Raw genomic sequence first — 25,959 nt, 5'->3', positions numbered from 1 at the left:
AAGCCGCGCGTCTCGCCGATCGAATGGGCGCTGCGGCTTCGGGGTCGTTCATTGCCGTTCCGTCTCCGATGAGGGCGTTCCTCCGCGCCGCCAGAGGATCGTCAGCCCCGCCGCGCCCGAGATCAGCGAGGCGAGGTAGATCGCGACCTTCGCCGCGGCGAAGTCGGCCGGGTCCGGAAAGGCCTGGCCGGCGATGAAGAGCGACATCGTGAAGCCGATCCCCGCCAGGGCTCCCGCTCCGGCGAGCTGGCGCCAGCCGTAGGTCGCGGGCTTGGTGGCGATCCCGGAGCGGACGGCAAGCCACGCGCCGGCGAAGATCCCGACCGGTTTTCCGACCGCGAGCCCCAACACGATCGCGAGCACCATCCGCCCGTGGCCGTCGAGGATGCCAGAGGACCAGACGAAGCCCGCGTTGGCGAGCGCGAAGAGCGGCAGCACGGCGTAGCTGGACCAGGGCTCGATCGAGCGCAGGAGCTTGCTGGCGGGCGACTCGATGCGATCGTGGATCGCGTCCATCTCGCGGAGCAGGTGCTCGGAAGGGCTGCGCCGCGCTCTCCCTCCTCCGGCTGGCGACTCCGCCTGGATGGCGGCCTGGGCCTGGGCCATCAGCGCCGAGAGGTTGGCCGGCGGCCGCGTCGGCGTCACCAAGGCCAGGATCACGCCCGCGAGTGTCGCGTGCACGCCGGCTTCGTGCAGGCAAAACCAGAGCACGACACCGAGCGCCGCGTACGGCAGCGCGCGGTAGACACTCCACCGGTTGAGCTTCACCAGAAGGCCGGTGACGACGGCCGCCGCCGCCAGATAGCCGAGCGCGATCGTCTCCGTGTAGAGGAGCGCCACCAGCGCGATCGCGACCAGATCGTCCACGATGACTGCGGCGGTGAGAAAGACCCGCAGGTCCAGCGAGACGCGGGCGCCCAGAACCGCGATCAGCGCGACCGCGAACGCGGTGTCCGTGGCGATCGTCAGGCCCCAGCCCACCGCGAGCGGTCCGCTCGGGACGAGCGCGAGGTAGATGAGCGCCGGCAGCGTCATGCCGCCGAGCGCGGCGGCGATCGGCAGCACCGCGGCGCGGCGCGACGCGAGCCGGCCCACCGTCAGCTCGCGCTTGATCTCGAGCCCCACCACGAGGAAGAAAACGGTGAGCAGACCGTGGTTGACCCAATCCAGCACGGAGAGGGCGAACGAGCGCCCGCCGAGCAGGATGCCGAGCGGCGTCTCCCAGCGCCCGAGGAAGCCTGGACCGGCCGCCGAATTGCTCAGCGCCAGGGCGACCAGCATGGCGAGCAGCAGCAGCACGCCGGTCGACGGCGCCCAGCGGGCGAAATCGAGCGACGCGACCTGGATCCGGTGCCCGACCGGGCGCAGTAGCGCCTCGGTCAGAGCGCTCTCGTCCCAGGCCCCCTCGTAGCGGCGGCCGTCGATGAAGAAGGTCGGCGTGGCGCGGGCGCCGCTGTCAATTCCGCTCCGGGCGTCTTCGCGCACGCGGGCGTCCGCCGCGGCCACAGCGCCGGCGTCGCGCTCGGCCGCGGGGGGAACGCCGAGCCCGCCGGCGATGCGCGCGAGCTCGCGCTCCGAGGCGAGGGGCGGACCGCTCATGAGCGCGTCGTGCGCGGCCCAGAAGTTCACCGCGGTGGCGGCGGCGTACTCGGCCGTTTCGGCGGCGCGCGTCGCCAGCTGGCGCTCGGTGAGCGGCAGGTGGCGGTAGACATAGCGCAGCCTCTGGCCCAGCCGCTCGCGCACGCGCGTCACCACCTCGTGCGCCGCGTGGCAGTGCTCGCATGCGTAGCTGCCGTACTCGACCAGAGTGATCTGGGCGTCGACGCCGCCCAGCACGTGGTCGCGAGCGGGATCGACCGGCACGACGAGGCGGTCGGCGCGGGCGCTGGTCACGACGGGAACCCGGGGAGAGCGGAGCAGGCGTCCATCGCGCGATGATAGGCGAGACCGGCGGCTTCGTCTCCGCCGGGGTCGGCGCCGCGTCCATCTTTCGTGATCTCAAGTGGATAGAGTGCTCTCTCGAAGTGAAAGGGAGGCCTCCCATGCGCGCGCGTGATCTCGACCTCAGAGAACTGCTCACTTTCGAACCGGACGGCGGCCCTCTTCACTTCGCCGGCGAGCGCGCCCTGTTGCTCGACGCCGTCGCGCTCGGCCTGCTGCGCAAGCTCCTCATCGACACTCTGGGCGCTGCCGCCGCGCACGCGGTGCTCACCCGTTTCGGTTTCGCCCACGGGTGGCGGACGGCCGAAACGCTGCGGACCGCCTTCCCCTGGGACGACGAGGACGAGTGGCGGCATGCCGGGGGCCGGCTCCATACCCTGCAGGGTCTGGTCGTGGCGGTGGCGCCAGAGGGCGACCCCGCGCCAGGACCGAAGCCACTCGGCGACTCGATCTGGCTCGACTCCTACGAGGCCGAGCAGCACCTCGTTCACGTCGGCCAAGCCGATCACCCGGTCTGCTGGACGCTCACGGGCTTTGCCAGCGGCTACCTATCCCGCGTCTGGGGTCGCGAGGTTTTCGCGCTCGAGACCCGCTGCCGCGGCAAGGGGGACGCCGTCTGCCGGGTCCTCGCCCGGCCGCGCGAAGAGTGGGGCGACGAGATCGCCGCCGAGCTCCCCTACTACGCGGAGGACTGCCTCACGGAGACGGCCGGGCGGCTCACGAGCGAGCTACGCAAGGTCGAACGCAAGCTCCGCACCCGCCGCCAGGAGCTCGGCGCTCGTACGGCGAAACAGGTCGAACCGGACGGAATGGTGATCGCGAGCGAAGCGATGCGTCGAGTCGTCGACCTCGCCCGCCGCGTCGGCCAGGTCGATTCGACGGTCATCGTCACGGGCGAGAGCGGCGTCGGCAAGGAGCGGGTGGCGCGCCTGATCCACGACTCCTCGACCCGTACCGCCGGACCGTTCGTCGCCATCAACTGCGGCGCCGTACCGGAGAGCCTGCTCGAGAGCGAGCTGTTCGGCCACGCGCGCGGCGCCTTCACCGGTGCCGCCCAGGATCGGCCGGGGCTGTTCGAAGCGGCGCAGGGCGGGACGCTCTTCCTCGACGAGATCGGCGAGGTGCCGCCGGCGATGCAGGTGAAACTCCTGCGCGCGCTCCAGGAGCACGAGGTGCGGCGGGTCGGCGAGAACAAGAACCGCAAGGTCGACGCGCGGGTCGTCGCGGCGACGAATCGCGATCTCGCCGCCGAGGTGCACGCCGCCCGCTTCCGGCAGGACCTCTACTACCGGCTGCGGGTGATCGAGATCCGCGTGCCGCCGCTGCGCGAGCGCCGCGACGACATTCTGCCGCTCGCCCGCACCTTCCTCGTCGACGCCGGCACGCGCCTCGGCCGCAAGGTGAGCGGGTTCACTCCCGCGGCGGCGCAGCAGCTGGTGCGCTACGACTGGCCCGGCAACGTCCGCGAGCTCGAGAATGCCGTCGAGCGGGCGGTCGTCCTCGCGCGCAGCCACCGGATCGACGTCGACGACCTGCCGGAGGAGGTCGGCCTGGCGCTCCCGGGGGTGCCCGCCGCGGGCAGCGTGCGGACCCTGCAGGAGATGGAGCGCGAATTCGTCGCGGCGGTTCTGCGGGCCAATGACGGCAACCGCACCCGCACCGCGCAGCAGCTCGGCATCGGCGCGGCCACGCTCTATCGCAAGATCAAAGAGTACGGGCTGCCGGCCGCGCGCGAGTGAATCTGTGACAGCAGACGCCCACTCATCTTGCAGGCGCCGCGGCGGTCAGCGCCGCGCCGGCCGGCTGTCGACGTGACTCGGCGAAGGTTTCAGCACGAGCCCTGTCGCCATACTCTCCAGCCTCACCTCCGGGTAGTAGTCGATGACGCTCTGTAGGTACCCGAGGAACCGCTTCTTGAAGTGCCGGAGGTTGGCGTAGCCGCAGCCGAACTGGAGCGCCAGCGAGGCCCAAGGGATGGTGACCGGCTTCCTCAGGCGGAAGAAGCGCCAGGTCAGCCAGACATAGATGTCGATCTCGAACGGCGACCGCAGAGCGCGCAGGACCCGCAAGTCAAGCGGGACCGGCGCTTCGGTCGCCTCCCGGAAGAACCGATCCGACAGAACAACGTGAGACCCCCAGGCCGCGGCGGCCTTCCTCGGCCGCGGGTCCCACCAGAGCTCTCGCTTCTCGGCGATCAAGAAGCCGTCGCCAGCGTGTCTCCCCTGGCTCTCGTCGTCGAAGATGCACTGAAAGGTCGAGGCGAAGAGACGCTGGAGTTGGTCGCGGAGCTGCGGCAAGGACCCCCGCGGTCCCGTGGTCGGCGGGATCCCGAGGGAGGCACAGAAGTGCGAGAAGTGGCTACCGAGCTCGATGTCCGGACTCTTGCGGCGCACCGCCTCGGTCGTGAGGTAGGCGAGGACCAGGCGCGGATACCGGCCGTACGGCAGTCCGACTTCCTTGGGCGCGAGGATGGACAGGGTGAAGTGTCCGTTCCGCCGGACGAACTCGTTGGCCTTCGGGTCGCTGTGCGGAAGGGTCGCCTGCACCAGGGCCCGGGCCAGGAAACCGACCTCACCGGCAGCGTAGGCGTCCTCCTGGTCGAGGTAGAGCGCCTGCCGGATCAGGCTGCCCGAGCGCCTGGACTTGCGGGACCCGATCTCAACATCTGGAGAATGAAACTGTGACGCCGGGGCGCCAGGGAGGACCAACGAGAGATGCGGGGTCGCGGACTTCCAAGCGGTCTTCCAAGACATAGGGCCCCTCCGCTCCGCTGCCTTGCAGCGGAACCCAGCGAGGGACGCCGGTCCCCACAGGGCGCCATTCAGGGCGCTTCTGAGGTGAGCGTGCGGAACCCGGAGACAGGCCTTTCGACGCCATCGGCGTCATGCCGCCTGCCTCATTGCCGCGACCTCCCGGAGCCAGAAAATCAGGGTGTTCGAACTTCCTGGGGTGTTCGAACTCAGAGTGATTTGGTCCACCATTCTCAAATCACTCTGCGCTAAGCACTTACGCTTTGTACCAAACGACACGCCTCAAGCCACACCAAGCGGTAACCCTCGCCGCTTCAACGAGATGGGCGGTGTTCGAAAACCTACTGGCTGCGCGCGTAGCTCTCGCGCCAACTCATCCGGTCCCCGTGCCGTTCGAGATTTCGGGGCGTCCGCCTAGGCCACACCCGGCAAGGCCGACAACGCGGACTTCGACGATTCTTCGCAAGGGAGCCGCAATGCCTCCACTGCGCGACTTCAGCGCAAGCGGAGTGTAACGAGCGCGACAGTCGCTAGAAGCGCACCGAAGACAATGAGCGCCGCTCTCGACACGGTCGGGATCTCGACCAGGCTCGGCTGCCCGAGGTTCGCGATCCAGGCCTCCTGCCCTCCGGAGGCGTTGTACCCCCAGCCGACGACCGTCAGTCCGTCGGCCGAGACCGCTTTCGCCAGTTCCAGGTCCCAGCCCGCCATGTCCGAGGCCAGACCAAGATCGACGAGAACATCTACGAGGTTTCGCATACCGTGGCTCTCGTCCCAGATGGCCGGAACACGTTCGCCAGCCACACCCGCATCACCCACGACTACCAAGCCGTCGGCGGACACACCCCAAGCCGAGCTGCTATTCCCCCCAGGCGGCCTTCCCAGGTCCACCAAGCCCGTCGCTGCCGCCCAGAGAAAAGACGTCGGACCCGGGTTGAGTGCGGAGCCCACGATCACCGACCCCTCCGCCGAGACTCCCCTTGCCCAACTGTCGAAATTGCCAGCCGGCAGGTCGCCCAGGCCGACCAGCCCATCAGCCTCCGACCACCGGAACGCCTCGCGACCGTTCTCGGTAAAGGCCCAGCCGACTACGACCGTCCCATCGGCCGAAATCCGTTCCGGAACGGTGGTTGGAATCTCGCTTCCAGGTAGCACGCCCAGCCCCACGAGCCCCGTCACCTCGGTCCAGCGGAAGGCTTCGCCCCAGGTCGGGGACAGGTCGGAAGTGCTGCTTCCCGTCGCGACCGACCCGTCGCCCGAGACCCCGGAGGCAGCACTCGAGTATTCCTCTCCACCCGGCAGAGCGCCAAGGCCAACCATCCCGGTGGCTGCTGTCCAACGAAAGGCCTCGCTCCGAGAGCCCGACTGCGGCGATGAGCTTCCGCCGACCACCACCAGGCCGTCCGCCGAAACGCCAAGAGCGCTACTGAAGGATTCCACGCCGCCGAGATTGCCCAAGCCCACCATTCCCGTCGAGGCGCTCCAGCGGAAGGCCTCGAGGCCATTGGCTGACAGACTCTCTCCGACGACGACGGAGCCGTCCGCCGAAATATCCAAGGCCTTGCTGTAAGGGTATTCCCCTCCTGGCAATACCCCCAGACCTCGGAAAGAAGCGGCGAAGGCGACAGCGGGGAGCGAAAACGACGCCGCCACGCTGAAAGTGGCGGCGATTGCCAGTGGAACCAGGAGGCGCTCGAGGTCGAGGCTGTCTTTCATGACGGTGCTAGGGCGAAACCGACCAGAGACGCATGTCTCCGGTTTCGAAACCGTCCCGGGAGATCGCACTCGGATCCCAGTGCAGGAGGCGATTTGGAGATCCGGTTCCGATGTAGTTGGGATCCGTTGGATTCGACTGTAACGCGTCCCGCTCCGTCCAGTTGAGAATCATCGCCTTCAACGCCGCAGAATTCATAGTGGGACTGTTCTGAAGAATCATCGCCGCGACTCCAGAAACGTGGGGCGCAGCCATCGACGTCCCCGAGAGCTGACAGACGATTTCATCGGGGTCAGAGGAGCCTGGATCCAGAGGGAAGAAGGCCGAGACGATATGGGCGGCTGGAGAGAAGACGTCGACACACTCGCCGACGTTCGAGCCGATCGGATCGCCGTAATCGCCCGATTCACTTCGCCAGAGACCGTCAATCTCGTCGCTTCCTGCCGCGACGAGTATGCGGGCAATTGCCGCAGCTTCAGAGGGAACTGTGTAGCGATCCTCGTCGCCAAAGGTGTAGTCACATGCACTAACCAGCCCATTGAAGCCTCCGGGCGGGTCGGGCAAGGGTGTGAATGACTGATTACCTGCCGACTGTACAAGCAATAAATTGTTCCGGCTCGCCACGTTGATGACAGCCTCTCGAAGCTGAGCCCCAGAGCTGCAGCCCAGGTCAGCGTAGCAAGCGACATTAAGGCCGCTGAGGTTCACTATCGCGGTCTCTGCCGCTGAAGCCAAGTGTTCACCCAGGATCCAATCGAGCGCGCGCTTAAAGTGCGTGGTGGTGTAGCCCGGGCAGAGCGCCTTGATGGGAACGATCTCGACATCCCTTGCCAATCCGAAGGTCCTTCCTCCGAGAATCCCGGCCACGTGCGTGCCATGGCCTTTTCCGACATCAAACTGGTTCTCGCATGGCGCATCCCCTGGATTGCAGTTGTTCGGGAAGGTCGCACAGTTGGTGTCGATGCCGGGGGAGACGCGAGAGGTCCCCGAGGCATCGTCGAACTCTCGGTTGTCCCGAGCGACTCCCCTGTCGACGACGAATACTCTGACGTTTCCAGACGCCTGACGATAGCTGAACTCCTCATCGCGCGGCAGCCCGTATTGGTCGACGCGATCTACCCCCCAATTGTCGATGCAGTCTCCCCCAGGCGCGGGATCCGCACAATCCAACGTCTGCTGAGGAACGGGATTGCCCGGGCCGGGGAGTGGCGGCAATGTACGTGTATTCGTATCGAAGTCCTCGTAGCAATGAGGCAGGGTATAGCTTACCTGGTCGCGGAGATACGTCTCTTGAACGACGCTCTTGACCAATGGGTGCCGGGCCAGACGTTCCGCTTGATATTCGGTCAGTTCAGCCTCGAACCCGTTCAACACGAAGCGATAGATGTACCCCAGCCTCCCGCCGACCGTGCCTACGAGAAGCTCGGGCGTTGAGCTCGCGACTGGCCGGAGGAGCGTAACGCCGTAGCTTCCTGGTACCCCATTATCGCGAGCGGGAAAGAACCTATCGCTCGCGTGAGCCGCCGACGAGTAGAGTATGGAAACGAAGAACGCAACCGCGATAAGGGCCACCGAGCGCCCCTTGAGCAAAGAGAACATAAAGACCCTCCCCTTCCTGAGAAAATCCAAGTCGACGAGACTGCGCCCCGGAAGCAATCGGCCGGACGCCAAACCAAGGTCATTGTTCATATCCACTTCTCGATGGGAGCCTGCCCAGAAAAGGGCAGCCGAGGCAGGACTTGGTGGAAGACCACGAAACGACCACCCTTCTGGGTTGAAAAGGTAGGCCGGAATTCGCGGACATGCACCACCCGCGCGGAGGGTCGGTCCAACCCAAATGGGGAGGCGGCCCAGGTTCTCGAGACGAAGGAGATACGAGTCGACGATCCGCCTTGACGATCCAACTGAAGGATGATCGATGAGCTACGAGATGCGACGCAGCTACCTCGAGATCCTCAACGAGGTTTCGAGGACGAGTCTCCCTCGAGTGCGACGGCGTCGCCATCGACGTGGGCGAGGCGAGCGAGGAAGCGATTGAAGACGAGCAATTGGCGTCGCCGAGCGAATTCAACGCCGGTGGCCAACGAGGACTTGAGCCGCTATTCGAGCGCCTGCTCGAAGGCCAGCGGCGCGGCTTACTGGCGGGCGGTCATCGCGCGGCTACCGTCCTACCCCAGCTGCCAAGCTCGGCAAGAAGTCGAGCTTCATCCTTCGCGGAAACGATCCCGCGCCGACGCGCTTGGAGGATCCCTTGCCGCACGAGGTCGGCAGCGACGTTCGCCTGGATGCTCTGGGCCGGTGCGACGGCGAAGAGTCCGTCGCCATCCGGCCGGTTCCGTTCCTTCGAGCTACGGCGCTCATGACGCACGACTGTTAACCCACGGTTAACTTCCGTGCTGACCACCATGCTCCGCTCAGCCCTTTGCAGGCCGCTGCCCGATGTGCGTCGGCGAGGGCTTGAGCAGCAAGCCGGTGGCCAAGCTCTCGAGCCTGACGCCGGGGTAGTAGTCGATGACGCTCCGAAGGTAGCCGAGGAACCGCTTCTTGAAGTGCCGGGGATTGGCGTAGCCGCAGCCGAACTGGAGCGCCAGAGAGGCCCACGGGATGGTGACCGGCTTCCGCAGACGAAAGAAGCGCCAGGTCAACCAGACGTAGATGTCGATCTCGAACGGCGACCGGAGGGCGCGAAGGACCCGCAAGTCGAGCGGGACCGGCGCTTCAGTCGCCTCCCGATAGAACCGGTCCGAGAGAACGACGTGGGACCCCCACGCAGCCTCGCCCTTCCTCAGCCGCGGGTCCCACCAGAGTTCCCGCTTCTCGGCGATCAGGAAGCCATCGCCAGCGTGTCTCCCCTGGCTCTCGTCGTGGAAGATGCACTGGAAGGTCGAGGCGAAGAGACGCTGGAGCTGGTCGCGGAGCTGCGGCAACGACCCACGCGGTCCCGTGGTCGGCGGGATCCCGAGGGCAGCGCAGAAGCGCGAGAAGTGGCCGCCGAGCTCGACGTCGGGGCTCTTGCGGCGCACCGCCTCGGTCGTGAGGTAGGCGAGGACCAGGCGCGGATAGCGGCCGTACGGCAGCCCGACGTCCTTCGGGGCAAGGATGGACAGGGTGAAGTGTCCGTTCCGCCGGACGAACTCGTTGGCCTTCGGGTCGCTGTGCGGAAGGGTCGCCTGCACCAGGGCCCGGGCCAGGAAACCGACTTCGCCGGCGGCGTAGGCATCCTCCTGGTCGAGGTAGAGCGACTGCCGGATCAGGCTGCCGGCGCGCCTGGATTTGCGGGGCCTGGTCTCAACATCTGGAGAATGAAACTGTGACGCCGGGGCGCCAGGGAGGACCAACGAGAGCTGCGGGGTCGCGGACTTCCAAGCGGTCTTTCCAGGCATACTGCCCCTCCGCTCCGCTGCCTTGCAGCGGAGACCAGAGAGGGACGCCGGTCCCGGCGAGGCGCCCTGCCGGGCTCCTCCGGAGACGGCGTACGGAACCCGGAGACAGGCCCTTCAACGGCATCGAACTCACGCCGCCTGCCTCAATGCCGCGACTTCCCGGAGCCAGAAAATCAGGGTGTTCGAACTTCCTGGGGTGTTCGAACTCAGAGTGATTTGGTCCACCATTTCTTTTCTCACTCTGCTGCGGAGATTTACACTTCGAGCCCTGGACCCGGCGAAGTGAACTGCCGGTTCCAACTGCCATGCCTCGCCGGTCCGGACGTCAGCGAGCAGAAAATGCGTTGATCTGCGCGCGTAACACCGGGACGAGCTGCCGCTCGAACCAGGGGTGCTGCCGGAACCACGGTTGATTGCGCGGCGAGGGGTGGGGCAGCGGCAGATATTGCGGCGCGTACTCCCGCCAGGCCTTGACCGTCTCGGCCAACGACGGTTTGCGGCGGGGACCGAGGAAGCGGCGTTGAGCATGCTGCCCGACGAGCAGAGTCAGCTCGATCCGGGGCAGGCGGGCGAGCAGCTGGTCGAGCCAGAGCGCGGCGCATTCACGGCGCGGTGGTAAATCACCACCTCTCCCGCGCCCGGGATAGCAAAAGCCGATGGGAATGATCGCGATTCTCGATTCGTCATGAAAGGCGTCCTCGTCCACACCCATCCACCCGCGTAACCGCGCCCCGCTCGCGTCGTCCCACGGAATGCCCGTCAAGTGCACCCGCACACCGGGGGCTTGGCCCACGACGAGGATGCGTGCGGTTGCGCTGGCGCTCAGCACCGGGCGCGGGCCCAGCGGAAGATCCACTTCGCACGCCCGACAGCTCCGCACGGCAGTCAGCAATCCTTCGAGAGTGGGATAGGCGGAGGCTGCTGCAGTTTCTCGCGGCATAGATTCAGTCGGCCACCGACCGCGCCCGCTCGAAGATCGCCGCCCAAGCGCGGTAGCGTTGCGCGATGCGGAAGACCGCCTCCGGCCGCGTCGTGTCGTGCGCCAGGTAGTCTGCCACCGGTTCCCAGAAGGTAGTCCGTCCGACCGCGAAACCGATGTACCCCGGAACGGACCCGGCGGTCTCGAGCCAGACCGCTACCTTCTTCTCATCGGCACTGCGTCCCAATACGATGCAGCCCACTCCGCGCCGACCGTCGCGCCGCACGGTGGCGACGACGCGCTCGCAGTCCTCGCGGCGGTCGAGCCCTTCGATCTTCCAGACATCCGGCTCGACACCCGCATCCTGCAACCTGCGGATGGCCTGAAGCATCAATCCCGGCCGCGTCCGCAGATCGTAGGTCGCGACGTCTTGCGCCTCCGTCGCTGGCACCAGGAGCTCGAACATGAAGAGCTGGCTCGACCTCCGACAGTAGTCGGAAATCTGTCTCAGCCGGGCAGTTTGCCGCTGATTGAGCGCCTCGTCGCCTTCCGGGTTGTAGCGCACCAGCACCTTCGCGAAGGTAGGCTCGAACGCCTCGATGTGCTCGGCGAACTCTGTGCCGTACTCGAACTCGAACTCGTCCGAGCCGCTCTTCTCGATAGCCAACGCAGTCACGTATCCGTTCCTGGCCGCGTCGCGCAGGATGCCGGCGCCGAATTCCTCGTCGGCCAGGATGCCGGCGGAAGCAAGCGGCAGCTCACGGCCGAGCGCCTGCTGGAACCCGTCGTAGATCACCCGCTTGCTGTCGATGACCGCAGCACATTCGTCCGCTGTCAGCGGAGGCGTGGCGTTGAACATCCCGGTCAAGTAGGAATGCCGGTGGTCGAACGGCAGCAGGTAGAGCGGTCGGTCGTAGCCGCGAAGGCCCGGCTCACGCTGCGACGAGGAGATCCTCGCCCTTTTTCCACCACCGTTCATGGTCGCCCCGGACTGGAGTGATCGACCTGCTCGATCGCGGCGATTTTCGACTCAATGCGGGCCAGCAACTCCTGCCACGATCGGTCGAAGGACACAATGCCTTCGCGCTGGAGCCGGGTCGCGAGGGCCGTATCGTCCACCCCGATCCGCCGGAAGGAGGCGAGTGTCTCTTCGGCATCGCCACCATCGGCCGGCATCTCCCCACTCAGATGCCCGTGGTCGGCAAAGGCGAGCAACGTCCTGTCCGGGATCGTGTTGATGGTCTCCGGCGCGGCCAGCGCCTCAATGTACATCGTATCCGGCGCACCAGGATCCTTGGTTCCCGTGCTGGCCCAAAGCAGGCGTTGCGTTCGGGCGCCCGCGGCCGCCAATCGCCGCCACCGGGCCGACGCCAGAAGATCGCGGTAGGCCTTGTACGTGCGCCGAGCCACGGCGATACCCAGACGATTGCGCAGCTCCCGGGGTGCCAGGTCCTTGACCGCCACATCCCAGCGGCTGACGAACAGTGACGCGACGGAATCGACCCGCGGATTCAGGCCGGCCGCAAGCCTCCGCTCGAGCCCTCGCACGTAGGCCTCGGCCGCCGCGAGGTACTGGTCGGTGGAAAACAAGAGCGTCACATTGATCGGCACTCCGGCGAGGATCGACGCCTCGATCGCGGGAATACCCTCCGGCGTGCCCGGGATCTTGATGAAGAGGTTGGAGCAATTGGCTCGCGTGTGAAGCTGCGCTGCCGCCGCGATCGTCCCCGCCGTATCGTTGGCCAGCAGCGGCGACACCTCCAACGACACCCACCCATCGACGCCCCCGGTGCGGTCGTAAGCGGGGCGGAAGAGCTCGGCGGCCTGGGTCAAGTCCTCGAGGGCGAGATCGAAGAACAAACCCTGGCCCGTCGTGCCTTCAGCTGCTTTCCGGCGGATGCCGCTGTCGTAGGCGCCGCCATCTCTGATGGCATGATCGAAAATCGTGGGGTTCGACGTGAGGCCGGTCACCGACAGCTCGGCAATGTACCGCCGCAAGGTGCCATCTGTCAGCAGCCCGCGAGCGATGTTGTCGAGCCACAGGCTTTGCCCGACCTCTTGCAGTCGTTGGGTCGGCTTCACGCATCGCTCCGGTCGCGCACGCCAGCTTTGCTTTCATTCAGGAAAGGGATCAGCCCCTCCCGCGCACCGGACGGCATCGTCATTCCGGGATCCGCCGCGTACGAGCTGTGGCCATGGGCGGCGTCTTCGCCGACGAACCGTGGCGGTTCTCGAGGTAGTCCCTCAGCGCCACGGCGTTGTTGTGTCGCTCGTCATGAGAGCTGTAGACCAGAGTCACCGTCCCGCGCCTTGCCGCGGAGAGAAGTGGCCGCCACGCCTCGGGCGCTGCGTCGAGCTCGCGAAAGTAGCGGGCGCGGAATCGGGACCACTTGTCCGGATCATGGCTGAACCACTTCCGGAGCTCCGTCGTAGGTGCGACTTCCTTCAGCCAAGCACCCACCCTCAGCTTCTCCTTCGTGACGCCGCGGGGCCACAGACGTTCGACCAGGAAGCGGACTCCATCGTCGCGCGTGACCGGTTCGTAGGCGCGCTTCAGCGCGATCACAGATACGTCCTTTCCTGCATGGCTCGCCTGCTCCGGTCCAGGAGATCGTCGACGGAGACCTGGATCGCCAAGACGCTTCGATAGCGCTGCAGGTCCGCCGGCGCCGGAGGTGCTCCCCGTTTCGCGCGACGATGGGTGACCGCGACCCTCCCCTCGACGGTGTCGCCGACCGAAGACCTCAGGCCGAGAATCGCCGCGAAGCCAGCGGCAACGACGGCGCTCTTCGGCGCGACCCGCGTGTCGGCTGTTGCGAAGGCGCACACTCCCACCACTGCGAAGGCGAGAATGATCGCGAGAACGACTGCAACCGTGGGCGATTTCATGAGGTGCTCCTTGCGACTGAGTCGCTGGCCTGTAAGACGGAACGAGCAGCTTGGCCACACTCTCTGCTCGCGCTCCGAGAGCATGTTGAGCGCGCTCGGCACGAACCGCAATGGCTCGTTCGTACCGTGTGAGGAGCCAACGGTCACTCGCAGCACGCCCATCGCCAGCGCCGGCTTCGTGCGCCGGCGCGATTGTCCGAAGTGCGTCGCGCATGACGCCCGTCCTTGTTCTCGGGACAAACAGATCATTGCCACAGGGGCAAAGTCCGACCAGGATCGATTCGGGCCCAAGCGGTCGACGGCGGCCCGAATAAGGAGACCAGGATGAGAAGCAGTTCCAGCGTCTGGCCGATCGTGCTCGCGGGCGGCGAAGGGCGGCGAATGCAGTCTTTCATCCGCAGCTGGCTGGGTGAGGAACGCCCGAAGCAGTACTGCGCGTTCTCCGGCCGCCGTTCCATGCTCGGCCATACGTGGGACCGCGCGCGGGCCATGGCTCCGCCGGACCAAGTGACCACCATCGTGGGCCGAGGGCATCTCCAATTCCTCGACGGCATCGAGGAGCCAGCGCCAGGGGCGGTCATCGAACAGCCAGCCGATCGCGGTACGGCGCCGGGCATCTTCCTGCCAACCGCGCTCGTCGCTGCCCGCGACCCCTCGGCGACGGTCGTCGTCATGCCGTCGGATCACTTCATCCATCCCAAGGCGGACTTCATCGCCCTGGCCGAAGCCGCATGCCGCGAAGCGGCCGAGCAGCCAGGGAGATTGGTAATGCTGGGCGCCAGGCCGCTCTGGCCCGAGACCGACTTCGGCTGGATCCTGCCCGCCACTCAGCAGCACTCGCTCCCACTTCGGCCGGTGGCTGGTTTCGAGGAGAAGCCTGACCGCGAGCGAGCCGAGCGGTTCCTCGCCCGCGGGGGGCTGTGGAACACCATGATCTTTGCCGCCCGCGTCGACACTCTGTGGCGGCTGGGCCAGCAACTCCTGCCCGAAATGATGCTTCCGCTCTATGCTCTCTGCCGCGAGCTCGGCGCTTCGCTCGGAGAGCCCTCCAAGGCAGAGATCGATCGCGCCATCAGCCGGGCCTATCACCGGATGCCGCATGCCGACTTCTCGCGGGATCTAGTGCAGCGCTGTCCAGAAGCTGCCCTGGTCCTGTCACTCGCCAACATCGAGTGGAGTGACTGGGGCCGCCCGGAGCGCGTAGCGGAGAGCCTCAGGAGGCTCGGCAAGAAACCCGCCCTCCCGACCCGCGAGGCCTCTCCGATACTTGACGGAGTTCTTATCGATGCGCCGCCCGGGCAACCGAGCGTGGCGAGCGCGGTGCAGCTGTGAGCTGGGCCGGCGCCGCAGCTAGTCGATCAGCCCGCGCCGCTGCGCGTGGGTTACCGCCTCGAGGCGGCTATGGGTGCGGAGCTTGCGGTTGATGTGGTGGAGGTGGTTGCGCAGCGTATGCGCGGAAATCTTCAGCATGCGGGCGATGCCGGTGGAGTCGCGGCCCTCGGCGAACAGCTTCAGGATCCGAATCTCCTGGTCGGAGAGCGGCTCGATCTGCGCATGGCTGGACGAGTCGCCGGCGACCGCCACGAGCTGGCGGGCGGCTCCCAGCACCCGCTGAAGGAGCTCCGCGTCGCGACGGCGCTGGGAGATATCACGTGCCAGCCGCAGGAAGAGGCGGCGCCCCGAGCGCGGAGGGTCGAGCACGATCGTCGAGACGTTCACCCAGATCCGCCGGTCGGACCGCGTGCGGACCTCGAGATCGAAGTTGGGGATCCCCGGGGACGTCCGGTTCCATCGGCGGACCGCAGCCTCACCGTCGCCCGCGAGCACTTGGGTGCCCAGGGCGTCGCGAGCCTCGAGCACCTCGTGGATGTTGCGGCCCAGAACCTCCCCGGCGGGATAGCCAAAGAGCTCTTCGGCGGCGTTGTTCCAGGAGCAGATTTCGCCCTCCTCGGTGACCGAATACGCGGCATCGGCCGTCTGCTCGAGCAAGGTGAATATCTCCGCTTCCAGCATTGTCGCTCCTCTGCGCGGAACAGGCGTGGCGTCCTCCCGGAGGCCGCCCCAACAGGCACGCATGAGCCAATTGGGTACCGGCACGGTACGAACCGACCATTGCGGTGGATTCCGCCGTCTCCCATCATGCAGTCGTGCCGCGGCCGCGTCAAACGCCGCGGTGACGGGAGGATCCTGAAGGGAGCAGCCCATGCCGGAACCCCACGAGATGTACCCTCGCTCGACCCTCGACCTCGCCGAGAAACGCCGCCGACTGGCCCCCGGGCCTGCCGATACCTTCCGGGCCTTCAGCCAGAGCGTTTTCGCAGACGGGGCGCTGCCGGTGAAAGCGAAGCAGCTGATCGCGGTCGCTGTCGCGCACGTTACGCAGTGCCCGTACTGCATTCGCGCCCATACCCGTGCTGCCGAACGTCACGGCGCCGCACCCGAGGAGATCATGGAGGCGATCTGGGTGGCTGCGGAGATGCGTGCCGGAGCCGCCTACGCGCATTCCGCCCTCGCTCTGGACAGCCTGGCGCACTCCCGCGAAACGAAAGAGGAACAGACGACGACGTCAGGCGAGCAGTCGCCCGGAGCCGGTAAGCGGCAGGCGATGAAAGGAGCATGAAGATGGCACACTATCCGTACCTCATCCTCGGCGGCGGCATGGCGGCGGATGCCGCGGTGCGCGGCATTCGCGAGCTCGACGCCGTCCGCCCCATCGGGCTCATCGGCGAAGAGACCGACCCGCCGTACGCCCGGCCACCGCTCTCCAAGGGGCTCTGGAAGGGGGATCCGCTGGAGAGCGTGTGGAGGAACACCGCCGAGCATGGAGTGGACCTCCTCCTCGGCCGGCGTGCAACGGCTCTCGACTTGCACGGCAAGAAGGTGACCGACAATGACGGCGCGGAGTACACCTTCGAGAAGCTCCTCATCGCGACCGGCGGCACGCCACGACACCTGCCGTTCGGCGGCGAGGAGACGATCTACTTCCGCACTCTCGCCGACTTCCGCCGCCTTCACGCCATGGCCGAGCAGGGTAAGAGCTTCGCGGTGATCGGCGGCGGCTTCATCGGCTCCGAGGTCGCAGCCGCCCTCGCCATGCAAGGGAGCAAAGTGACGCTGCTCTTCCCTGAAGACGGGATCGGTGCGCGGCTTTTCCCTGCCGACCTGGCTCGGTTCCTGGTCGGCTACTACGCGGAACACGGCGTAGAAGCCCTGCGGGGCGAGAGGGTGACCGGCCTGAGCCGGAGCGGCTCGCAACAGGTGCTCGAGACCAAGAGTGGGCGCAAGGTCACCGTGGACGCGGTCGTGGCCGGCATCGGCATCGTGCCCAACACGGATCTGGCCACGCAGTCCGGCCTCGAAGTCGATGACGGAATCATCGTGGACGCGGGCCTGCGAACCTCTCATCCCGACGTCTTCGCCGCCGGCGACGTCGCTCGCTTCGACGCGCCGTCGCTCGGCCGCATGCGCGTCGAGCACGAGGACAATGCGGTCACCATGGGCCACGCGGCGGGCCGCGCCATGGCGGGCGATCCCGCGTCCTACTCGCACCTGCCGTTCTTCTACTCGGACCTGTTCGAGCTCGGCTACGAAGCTGTCGGGCAGATGGACCCCCGCGGGGAGATGGTAGCGGACTGGCGCGAGCCCTTTCGCAAGGGAGTGGTCTACTACTTGCGCGAGCGCAGGGTGCGCGGGATCCTGCTGTGGAACACCTGGGACCAGGTCGACGCCGCTCGCTCACTAATCGCCGAGCCCGGGCCGCTCGGTTCTAGAGAGCTGGTTGGCAGGCTGCCGGCCTGATGGGGAGGGTCAAACAGAATCAAGCCGCCTCGTTTCCCTGTGGCCGCCCGCTTCGGTACTCGCGGCTCCACCGCCACCAGGAGTGGACCATGCCCAGTGCGGTGGCGGCCCAGGCGAACAACGCGACCGGCAGCGTGGCGCGAGCCAGCGCGGCGAGCGGTGGCATGGGAAGCGCGGCGGCGAGCTGCCAGGTGGCGGCGGCGTACATCCCGAGTGGGAAGACCATCGCCCAATACTGCGGGTCATAGGTGAGCGCGTGCCGGCGCCAGAGGTGGCGCCAGGCGCCGAGCAGCAACAGCAGCGGGATCCACCAGCTGCCCGCCGCCCAGAAGAAGAGCGTGAAGCCGCGCAGGAACGGCGCAAGCTCGGAGAGCAGCGGAGAGCGATCGGCGGCGAGCAGCAAGGTGGCGCCGGCGAGCGCGGTGATCGCCACCGCTCCCATGCTGATCCAATAGGGCGGGGTGAGGGTCGCGGTCTCGAGCTCGAGAAAAGTGAAGCGATAGAAGATGAGGGTAATGATCGACAGGTAGAGCATGCAACCGATCAGAAACAGAACCAGGGCGCCGAAGAGCACGATCGGCGCGGACCAGCCGAACGGATCCACCAGGCTCGCCCCGAGGACCGCGACCGACTGCGTCGACACCGTCGCCAGCAACCAGGCGCCGTTGATTCCCTGACCCAGCGTCGGCTTGTTTTCGCGCACGACGACGGCGAGGAAGAAGGAGTACATCACTAGCACCCACAGGCCAAGCCCGGCGGCGAAGCACACCTCTGCGGCGCCTCGCCAGCCGGCGACACGCAGACACTGGCTGCCGAGAACGTTCGTCGCCGCCACCAGGGTGAAATATCCCGGGCCCCGAGAGTGATCGGCGAGATCAGCGAGCAGGCGCCGGGGAAAGCGGACGGCCCGCACGCAAGTCAGTGCGAGAAGGATCGCGTAGAAGACGAGATTCGCCGCCAGGAGCAGCCGCGCCGGTACCGGAAAGCCGAGGAGCTGACTGGCGATCGAGACGATGCCCGTCGCCATCACCAGGGCGAAGTAACCCGGAAAGAGCGTCGCGATCACCTGGCTGAACCGACCGCGCAGCGTCTCGACTCCAGCCCCGGTCATTCGTTCGCCGCTTCGCCGATCAGCGATCGAGCCGGTAGACGTAGCGCAGCAGGCCGAGGATGAGCACGAAACAGACCGAGCTGGCCACGGCGGCGGGAAGTGCAGCGCCACGATCTCCGCCGAGATACGCGTTCATCGTCGCGGTAAGGAGCCAGAGCTGCAGCACGACGATCAGCACCACGATCGCGACGATGCCCGAGAGGATCGGGACTTTCTCGGCCCGCGTAAATCGTCGCCGGCCGTTCACGCTGTGCGCTCCGTGATACCGACGGCGAAGACCTGATCGCCGCGGATTTCGAGCTCCACTTTGGGCAGCGGCCGGCGCGGCGGGCCGGAGATCGGCCGGCCGGTGACGAGGTCGAAGTTGCCGGAGTGGCAGGGGCAGTGGAAGCGACCCTGCTCCACTTGCGGGATGACCGGACAGGAGAGATGGGTGCAGCGTTGGTCGAACGCCACGAGCTCGCGCTCGCTCAAGCGGACCAGGAGCTTCGGCTCGCCCGGGCCCGGAAAGTCGAACTCCAGGGTCGCGCCAACTGGCAACTCCGAGAGACGGGCAACGGCGAGCTCGCGCGGGCCGACCCGCTTGCCGAGATAGCTCTTGGCGAGAATCCAGGCCTGACCGGCGACGAAGGCGAAGCTGGTGAGAGCGAGGAACTTGGTGAACTCGCGCCGCGCGACGTACTGATCCTGGGGAACATCGACGGGAAAGTCCCGGCGCCACTTCGGCTGCTCCTCCATCGGCCGGCCGTCCGGCGCAATCGTGAGCTCGTCCGGGTCACGACGGCTCAAAGCGAAGTCTCCTCGAAGTAGTTCGCGAGCAAGGGATCGACCGGCGCGGCGCTCGGAGCGCCGCGCTCGAGAGGTGCCGTGATCTGCAGCAGGTTCCCGGCGAAGGACTTCGGCACGACCATCTTCACCTTGGTCGTGACCTGCTGGGCGCCGAAGCGAAATGTGTCGACCGGCTGAGAGTTGGGGCGCAGGCGTTCGAACTCCTCGCGGGTGCCGAAGAACAGCGCCTGGCTCGGGCAGACCGAGGCGCACATCGGCTTCAAGCCCTGCGAAGTCCGGTCGTAACACATGTCGCACTTCATCATCAGGTTGGCCTCGTCGTGCATCTTCGGCACGCCGAACGGGCAGGCGAGCACGCAGTTGTTGCACGCAATGCACCGCGCCTTGCGAGCCGTCTGCACGACCCCGTCCTCGGTGCGTTTGATGGCGTCGGCCGGGCAGACTTCGGCGCAGGTCGGCTGGTCGCAGTGCATGCAAATCACCGGCACCGTCTGCGGCGAGAGCGAGCGGTCGATGAAGTCGAGCTGGATCATCGACTGCCCCTTGTGCGTATCGCACTCCGAGCAGGCCTGGACGCAGGCGTTGCAGCCGATGCAGCGGGCCGGGTCGATGTAGAAGTTGTACTGCGCGGGTACCGGCATCAGCGGGAAGCTCCGCGGACGGGAAGGGTGCCCGCGAGGCTCAAGCGCGGGCCTCGCGCACTTCTTCGGCCGTCGCTGCACGGAGACGCGCCGCGCAGGCCTTGAACTCGGGAATCTTCGAGATCGGATCCTGGGCGGAGATCGTGAGGCGGTTGACGCTGCGCTTGCCGGGCCAATGATAGGGGACGAAGATGGTGTCGGGCCGGATGGTCGCGACCACTCGTGCCTTGAGCGTCAGGCGGCCGCGCCGCGTCTCGGCCGTCGCCCACATCCCGTCGCCGATCGAGAGCTTCTCGGCGAGGCGCGGATGGAGCTCGATGAACGGCTCGGGATCCATGTCGAGCAACGGACCGATCCTGCGCGTCTGGGTGCCCGACAGGAACTGGCTGACGAGGCGGCCGCTGGTGAGAATGATCGGGAACTCGTCGTCGATATCTTCCGTCGGGGGCGAATAGGTCGCGGTGTTGAAACGGGCTTTGCCGTCGGGGAAATAGAACGGGCCCTTGCCTTGCGCGACGACGTTCCACGAGCCCGGCTCGAAGAGGCGCGGCGTGCCGGCGTGATTCTCGCTCGGGCAAGGCCAGAACACGCCTTGTTGGCGCTCGATTTTCTCCCAGGTGATCCCGGAATAGTCGGCGATGCCGCCCTTCGACGCGACCCGGAGCTCCTCGAACATGGCGCGCGGCCCGGCGAACGTGAAACCGCGCTCACGACCGATGGCGCGCGCCAGATCCTGGATGATTCGCCAGTCTTCGCGCGCCTCGCCCGGGCAGGCGATCGCCTTGTTGATCTTGATCACCCGCCCCTCGGCGGTCGTCACCGTGCCCTCGTCCTCCTCCTGCAGCGACCCGGGCAGGACGATGTCGGCGTGGCGAGCACTCTCGCTCAGGAAGAATTCGATCGCCACGTAGAAGTCGAGCTTCGCCAACATCCTGCGGACGTAGTCGCTGTCCGGGAGCGACACCACCGGATTGAAGCAGAGCGAGAGGAGGCCTTTGATCTCGCCGCGCTCGATCCGGCGGAAAATTTCGTAGGCGTCGACGCCGGGCTGCGGCATCTCTTCGACCGGCATCCCCCAGACGCCGGCGATGTAGTCGCGCGCCTCCGGGTCGGCGAGCTTGCGGCCCCCTGGGAGCTGATCGCACTTCTGCCCGTGCTCGCGGCCACCCTGGCCGTTGCCCTGGCCGGTGATCGTGGCGTAGCCACAGAATTCCCGCCCGATCCGCCCCGAGGCCAGCACCATGTTGATCGCACCGAGAACGTTCTGCACGCCGTGGCTCGAATGCTCGATGCCGCGCGCATGCATCAGGAAGCTGCTCTGCGCCGTTCCCCACCACTCCGCGGCCTGGCGGATCGCCGATTCGGTGATGCCGGTGACCGCGGCCGTCCGCGCCGGTGTCCACTCGGCGACGGTCCGGGCCAGATCGTCGAAACCGACGGTCTGGCTGGCGACGAAATCGCGGTCGACCCAACCGTGCTCGATCATCAGGTGCAGGATGCCGTTGAAGAGAGCGGCGTCGCGCCCGGGCTTGATGGGCAGGAAAAGATCGCAGGTGCGGGCGATCGGCGTCAGGCGCGGATCGACAACGATGACTCGCGCGCCGCGCTCGCGCGCCTGCCAGACATAGTCCGTGGTGATCGGTGCACATTCGGCGACATTCGCTCCCGAGATCCAGATCAGCTCGGCGCCGAGAATGTCCGACCAGGGGTTCGCGGCGCGGTCGACGCCGAACGCCTTGGAGTTCCCGGCGCCCGCCGACACCATGCAGAGACGCCCGTTGTAGTCGATGTTCGAGGTGCCGAGCGCCATGTGGGCGAACTTGCCCACGAGGTAGGCCTTCTCGGTGGTGAGCGAGGCGCCGGAAAGGACCGCCATGGCATCGCGCCCGTAACTCTCCTGAATCCGCCGGATCTCGCCCGCCGTCCGTTCGATCGCGCGTTCGTAGGCGATCGGGCGGAAACCTCCAGGGGAGCTCTCGTCGCGCTCGTGCGCCGCAAGCAGGCGATCGGGATGGGCGCCCTGCAGGTAGCGCTTGATCCCTTTCGGGCAGAGCATTCCGCGATTGAACGGGAAGTCGTAGCGCGGCTCGAAGCCGATGACCTGCTCGTCCTTGACCTTCAGGCGGATGCCGCATTGCTGGCCGCAGAAGCAGCAATGGGTGTCGACGATCCGATCGGGTACGACGCCAGTGTCGAGCCGGGGGCCCGCCGAGTAAGCCGCATGCGGGCCGAAGGGATCGTCGGCCGGCGGATCGAGCGCAGTCAATCTAGCCATGGAAGTTCTCCGCGTCGTCGCGGCCGAGCGGCCCCTCGCCGAGACCAGGATTGACATAGGCCGGCGCCGAACCCGGGGCGACCAGCGTACCGCCGCGCACGCCGCGCCAGGCGGCGCCCTGCGCGCCAGCGAGGAGCGCCCGCCGGCAGGGGGGGCAGATCCACTGATAGTGCCCGGCGGCACCGGCGATCGCATAGTCGAAACCGAGACGGCGTTCGACATCGATCAGGTCTTCGGCGTGCATCTTCGAGGTGAAGCCGTGACCGCAGCGGCGGCAAACCGCCGCCTCTTCGTCGCGGCCGACCTGCTTGTAGAAACGCACCGCGAGCTGCGCCGGGCGCTGAAAGACATGAAAGAACTTGCCGAACGGCAGCCAGAGGAAGGTGAAGATCACCGTCACGGCGTGCAGGATGGCGAGAAAATCGTAGGCGTATCCCCGCATCCAGGTGTAACTCGCGGTGAGCATGAGGCCGGTCAGGCTCACCGCGAAGAGCAGGAAGAGCGGGAGGAAGTCCTCGTGGAAGCTCTGCAGGGCCGCAGCCCCTTCTTCGCGCATGCGGCGGCGCATGGCTAGCATGACTCCCGCGATCACCAGAAAGGATGCCCAGACCAGCCCGTGAAACATGAGGAAGCCGATGAGCGACCCGCTCGGAAAGGAAAACGTCGGAAAGCCGAAGGCGAAGACGCGGTAGACCTCTGGACTCCCAGGCACCGACTCGAACATGAGCCAGCCGAAGACCAGCGGAAAAGTAATCGCGACCGCGAGCAGGCAACCCCAGAGAATCAGCATGTGGGTCAGGCCGCGGAGCCAGCCGCGCGCCCAGATGAAGCGGTTGAGAGCGATGTCGGAGAATGCCTGCCCGAGACCGCGCCCGAGGTTCCGCAGGCGGCGTCCGCCCGAGCCGCGGCGAAAGACGACCTGCCACCCACGCCTCCAGTAGAGCGCGGTGGGCGGGCGCTCGAGCCACATCGCGTAGCGATAGGTGAGCCCGAAAGTGGCGAAGAGAATCGAGAAGGTGTAGGCGACGAGCGCGGCGTCGAAGTGGGCGAGGTTGCGCGAGCCGCCGACGATGGCTGCACCCACCAGCCCCGTGACCGCGACGCCCCAGGCGCCGGCTCGGAGAGCCTCAGGGGCGATACCTCGTCGTCGGATCTCCTCGCTCAATCTGAGTCCCCTCGACCATCTTATGCGTACGCCTCTGCTCGAACAATGATCTGGCGTTGGGTGCGACCGCAGCCTTCGTGCCGTGGACTCCCGGCTTCGTCGGGTTGCGCAGCCACAATGTTCCTTCGATCAGTACGCCAAGGTCTTGCGGGCCGCGTTCAGGACCCGCGCGACGTCGGGCAGGATGGCGCGTTCGAGCACGCGATGGAAACCCACCGGCGTGAAGGTAGAGCCGACGCGGTCGACCGGAGCGTCGAGAGCCGGGAAAAGCTCCGAGACGATTCGCGCCGCGAGCTCGCCGCCAAAGCCTCCGTGCACCTTGTCCTCGTGCACGATGAGCGCCCGCGAGGTCTTGCTCACCGAGACCGCGATGGCCTCCCAGTCGAGCGGTACGAGCGAGCGCAGGTCGAGCACTTCGATGCTCTTACCCTCCCCAGCCAGAGTTCGGGCGGCCTCGAGCGCCAGATGGACTGCGGTGCCGTAAGCGAGGATGGTGAGGTCCGAGCCTTCGCGTCGGCGACGTGCCTTGCCGAAAGGCACGGCGAATCCCGAAGGCACCCGCGCTCGCGCCGCCGCCGAGTTGTAGAGGAACTTCGGCTCCAGGTAGACCGTAATGCCTGGCGAGCGCACGGCGGTGCGCAACAACCCGGCCGCGTCGTCCGCGAACGCCGGTACGACGATGCGGATGCCGGGAAGCGTGGTGAGCCAGCCCTCGAGGTTCTGCGAATGATAGAGGCCGCCGCCGATGTAGCCCCCCGAGGCGAGGCGCACGGTGACATTGGGGACGAACTGGCCGTTGGTGCGCCAGTACTCGTGCGACATCTCGACCATCTGCTCGGCCGCGGGCCAGAAGTAGTCGGCGAACTCCGCGCCCTCGACCACAATACGTATCCTGTCACTCCAACGCGAGAACCCGTCCGCGGTGCCGAGGATGAAGTCCTCGGCAATCGGGCCGTTGAACACCCGGCGCGCTCCGAACTCCGCCTGCATGCCCTTGGTTACGTTGAAGATCCCGCCCTTGTCCTTGTAGGCGACGTCCTGACCCCAGAGAAAGGTATCGGGGTTCTCGCGGAAAAGCTCTTTGAGGGTCCCGTTGATTGCCTGGAGCATCGTCATCTCGGGCGCGGGCCGGCCGCCGACGTTGTCGGGCGTCATGACCGAGTCCGCGAGCCCGGTACCTGCAGGCACCCAGGGCTCGGGCAGGACATGCTCGAAGATCGACTCCGGGTCTGGATCGGGCGCCCGGCGGGCGCGTTCCGCGGCCTCTTCGTAGATCCTCCGGTTCGCCGCTTCGATCGCGTCGAGCTCCGGCGCGGTGAAGTCGCCACTCGCCTCCAGAACAGAACGCAAGCGCGGGAGCGGGTCGCGCGCCGCCGCCGCGGCGAGCTCCTCGGTGGAGCGATAGAGCTCGTGCCGGTCGGAGTTCGAGTGCGAGTGGATACGCACGCACTCGGCGTGCACGATCACGCAGCCGGCTCCCGAGGCCACGAACTTCACCGCCGCGCGCAAGGCGCGCAGCGAGTCGAATAGGTCCGTGCCGTCGCAGTGCAGGATCTCCAGGTTGCGAAAGCCCGAGAAGTTGTCCGACGCGAAGCGGTTTGCGGTCTGGTCGCTCTTCGGCACGGAGATACCGTAGCCGTTGTCTTGCACCACGAAGATGACCGGAAGCTTCTCGCGCGAGGCACCATTGACGGCCTCGTAGAAATAGCCTTCCGAAGTGGACGACTCACCCAGGGAACAGTAGACCACCGCGTCCGCTCCGTAAGTCTTCACCGCCCGGGCCAGGCCTGCAGCATGCTGCGCGTGGTTTGCAACGGCAGACGAGACGTTCTGGACGTGGATCGCCGGCTTCGCGAAGTGGTTCGACATGTGTCGGCCGCCCGATGCGACGTCGTCGCGCTTGGACATCCCGTTGAGCAGGATCTCCTCCGCGGAGAGCCCGGCGGCAAGACAGGTCGCGAGGTCGCGGTAGTACGGAAAGAGATAGTCGTGGCCGGGGCGGAAGGTGACTCCGAGGGCGATCTGGATGCCGTCGTGCCCGGCACAGGGCGCGTGATACGACCAGCCGAGGCTCTGTTTGAGGTAGTTCGGGGCCTTGTCGTCGAGCAACCGGGCGAGGTGCATGAGCCCGTACCAGCGCGCCAGCTCTTCCCGGTTTGCAGGCACCGGAGAGTCGGTGGCGGCAGCCCAAAGAGTTGCCTTTCGAGGGAAACTGACGGTAGATATCATGATTAACATCATAATAATATTGACAACACTTTCGAGTCAAGAGTAGGCTTCCATCGTGGATACTCAGCTTGGTTCCGGGCTCGGCGCCCACGACGCACTACTGCCCCTCCGGATCGCGATCGAGCGCTGGGAAAACGAAGGCGGCGCCGCTAGCCTCTACTCCGACGGCACCGCGGACCGGCGCCGACGAACCGCTCCGGATAAGGCGCCGCTGCCCACTGGGAGCTGGATGCCGGCGCTCCCTGACGATCTGCCCTCCCGCGTCCTGGGCGGCTCGCCCGACGCGATCCTGATCTGCGATCCCAAGGGCACGGTGCGATACTGGAACGCCGCCGCGGAGCGAGTCTTCGGCTTC

General features: G+C 66.7%; 22 protein-coding genes. 5 read left to right on the top strand and 17 right to left on the bottom strand.

The features are described 5' to 3' along the window. Positions 1-48: 48 nt before the first annotated feature. Complete coding sequence (nhaA, locus tag KBI44_07005; GenBank protein MBP9144215.1) at positions 49-1,893, bottom strand: Na+/H+ antiporter NhaA; 1,845 nt, start codon at positions 1,891-1,893, stop codon at positions 49-51. A gap of 149 nt (positions 1,894-2,042) precedes the next feature. On the opposite strand from nhaA, the gene KBI44_07000 reads away from it, so the two are divergent. After that, positions 2,043-3,680 (top strand): sigma-54-dependent Fis family transcriptional regulator, encoded by a 1,638-nt coding sequence (locus tag KBI44_07000; GenBank protein ID MBP9144214.1) that lies wholly within the window; start codon positions 2,043-2,045, stop codon positions 3,678-3,680. Positions 3,681-3,725: 45 nt separating this feature from the next. On the opposite strand, the gene KBI44_06995 is transcribed toward KBI44_07000, so the two are convergent. The 8 genes from KBI44_06995 to KBI44_06960 all read right to left on the bottom strand — a co-directional run bounded on the left by KBI44_06995 (position 3,726) and on the right by KBI44_06960 (position 13,810). Next, positions 3,726-4,694 carry a pirin gene (locus tag KBI44_06995; GenBank protein MBP9144213.1) on the bottom strand — a complete coding sequence of 323 codons (969 nt, stop codon included), beginning with the start codon at positions 4,692-4,694 and terminating at the stop codon, positions 3,726-3,728. Positions 4,695-5,186: 492 nt separating this feature from the next. Next, positions 5,187-6,407, bottom strand: coding sequence for a PEP-CTERM sorting domain-containing protein (locus KBI44_06990; protein ID MBP9144212.1), 1,221 nt, complete (start codon positions 6,405-6,407; stop codon positions 5,187-5,189). 7 nt (positions 6,408-6,414) lie between these two features. After that, positions 6,415-8,094 (bottom strand): S8 family serine peptidase, encoded by a 1,680-nt coding sequence (locus KBI44_06985; protein ID MBP9144211.1) that lies wholly within the window; start codon positions 8,092-8,094, stop codon positions 6,415-6,417. Between the two features lie 725 nt (positions 8,095-8,819). Further along, the gene (locus KBI44_06980; GenBank protein ID MBP9144210.1) at positions 8,820-9,788 is read right to left on the bottom strand and encodes a pirin; all 969 of its coding nucleotides are present in this window, start codon (positions 9,786-9,788) and stop codon (positions 8,820-8,822) included. Positions 9,789-10,113: 325 nt separating this feature from the next. After that, positions 10,114-10,728, bottom strand: a complete 615-nt coding sequence (locus KBI44_06975; GenBank protein ID MBP9144209.1) for a uracil-DNA glycosylase family protein — start codon at positions 10,726-10,728, stop codon at positions 10,114-10,116. Positions 10,729-10,732: 4 nt separating this feature from the next. Beyond that, positions 10,733-11,686: a DUF2090 domain-containing protein gene (locus tag KBI44_06970; protein ID MBP9144208.1), complete on the bottom strand. Its 954-nt coding sequence runs from the start codon at positions 11,684-11,686 to the stop codon at positions 10,733-10,735. Next, the gene (tal, locus tag KBI44_06965; protein ID MBP9144207.1) at positions 11,683-12,789 is read right to left on the bottom strand and encodes a transaldolase; all 1,107 of its coding nucleotides are present in this window, start codon (positions 12,787-12,789) and stop codon (positions 11,683-11,685) included. The genes KBI44_06970 and tal overlap by 4 nt, the downstream gene beginning before the upstream one ends. 79 nt (positions 12,790-12,868) lie before the next feature. Continuing rightward, the gene (locus tag KBI44_06960) at positions 12,869-13,810 is read right to left on the bottom strand and encodes a DUF488 domain-containing protein (GenBank protein ID MBP9144206.1); all 942 of its coding nucleotides are present in this window, start codon (positions 13,808-13,810) and stop codon (positions 12,869-12,871) included. 140 nt (positions 13,811-13,950) lie between these two features. Between KBI44_06960 and KBI44_06955 the strand changes: the two genes are divergently transcribed. Continuing rightward, positions 13,951-14,928: an NTP transferase domain-containing protein gene (locus KBI44_06955; GenBank protein ID MBP9144205.1), complete on the top strand. Its 978-nt coding sequence runs from the start codon at positions 13,951-13,953 to the stop codon at positions 14,926-14,928. A gap of 18 nt (positions 14,929-14,946) precedes the next feature. On the opposite strand, the gene KBI44_06950 is transcribed toward KBI44_06955, so the two are convergent. Then, positions 14,947-15,609 (bottom strand): PAS domain S-box protein, encoded by a 663-nt coding sequence (locus KBI44_06950; protein MBP9144204.1) that lies wholly within the window; start codon positions 15,607-15,609, stop codon positions 14,947-14,949. A gap of 208 nt (positions 15,610-15,817) precedes the next feature. Between KBI44_06950 and KBI44_06945 the strand changes: the two genes are divergently transcribed. Continuing rightward, positions 15,818-16,216: a carboxymuconolactone decarboxylase family protein gene (locus KBI44_06945; protein ID MBP9144203.1), complete on the top strand. Its 399-nt coding sequence runs from the start codon at positions 15,818-15,820 to the stop codon at positions 16,214-16,216. A 2-nt stretch (positions 16,217-16,218) separates the two neighbouring features. Beyond that, complete coding sequence (locus KBI44_06940; GenBank protein MBP9144202.1) at positions 16,219-17,394, top strand: FAD-dependent oxidoreductase; 1,176 nt, start codon at positions 16,219-16,221, stop codon at positions 17,392-17,394. A gap of 19 nt (positions 17,395-17,413) precedes the next feature. Here the strand turns inward: KBI44_06940 and KBI44_06935 are convergent, their stop codons facing one another. The 7 genes from KBI44_06935 to KBI44_06905 form a co-directional block, all read right to left on the bottom strand. Further along, positions 17,414-18,505 carry a tellurite resistance/C4-dicarboxylate transporter family protein gene (locus KBI44_06935; protein MBP9144201.1) on the bottom strand — a complete coding sequence of 364 codons (1,092 nt, stop codon included), beginning with the start codon at positions 18,503-18,505 and terminating at the stop codon, positions 17,414-17,416. A 19-nt stretch (positions 18,506-18,524) separates the two neighbouring features. Continuing rightward, positions 18,525-18,752: a hypothetical protein gene (locus tag KBI44_06930; GenBank protein ID MBP9144200.1), complete on the bottom strand. Its 228-nt coding sequence runs from the start codon at positions 18,750-18,752 to the stop codon at positions 18,525-18,527. After that, a complete protein-coding gene (locus KBI44_06925) occupies positions 18,749-19,294 on the bottom strand; it encodes a Rieske (2Fe-2S) protein (GenBank protein MBP9144199.1) in 546 nt (181 codons plus the stop codon). Before KBI44_06925 ends, KBI44_06930 begins: the two co-directional genes overlap by 4 nt. After that, positions 19,291-19,935, bottom strand: a complete 645-nt coding sequence (locus KBI44_06920) for a 4Fe-4S binding protein (GenBank protein ID MBP9144198.1) — start codon at positions 19,933-19,935, stop codon at positions 19,291-19,293. Before KBI44_06920 ends, KBI44_06925 begins: the two co-directional genes overlap by 4 nt. 40 nt (positions 19,936-19,975) lie before the next feature. Then, positions 19,976-22,210 (bottom strand): molybdopterin oxidoreductase family protein, encoded by a 2,235-nt coding sequence (locus KBI44_06915; protein ID MBP9144197.1) that lies wholly within the window; start codon positions 22,208-22,210, stop codon positions 19,976-19,978. Then, positions 22,203-23,375 carry an MFS transporter gene (locus KBI44_06910; GenBank protein ID MBP9144196.1) on the bottom strand — a complete coding sequence of 391 codons (1,173 nt, stop codon included), beginning with the start codon at positions 23,373-23,375 and terminating at the stop codon, positions 22,203-22,205. Before KBI44_06910 ends, KBI44_06915 begins: the two co-directional genes overlap by 8 nt. 129 nt (positions 23,376-23,504) lie before the next feature. Then, positions 23,505-25,604: a 2-oxoisovalerate dehydrogenase gene (locus KBI44_06905; protein ID MBP9144195.1), complete on the bottom strand. Its 2,100-nt coding sequence runs from the start codon at positions 25,602-25,604 to the stop codon at positions 23,505-23,507. Positions 25,605-25,833: 229 nt separating this feature from the next. Between KBI44_06905 and KBI44_06900 the strand changes: the two genes are divergently transcribed. Further along, a partial coding sequence (locus tag KBI44_06900) for a PAS domain-containing protein (GenBank protein MBP9144194.1) occupies positions 25,834-25,959 on the top strand: 126 nt, incomplete at its 3' end.

Source organism: Thermoanaerobaculia bacterium (assembly GCA_018057705.1).
In the GTDB taxonomy this organism is placed as follows: Bacteria; Acidobacteriota; Thermoanaerobaculia; order Multivoradales; family JAGPDF01; genus JAGPDF01.
Note: the sequence above shows the minus strand (reverse complement) of the source record. Positions and strands in the feature narration are given on the sequence as shown.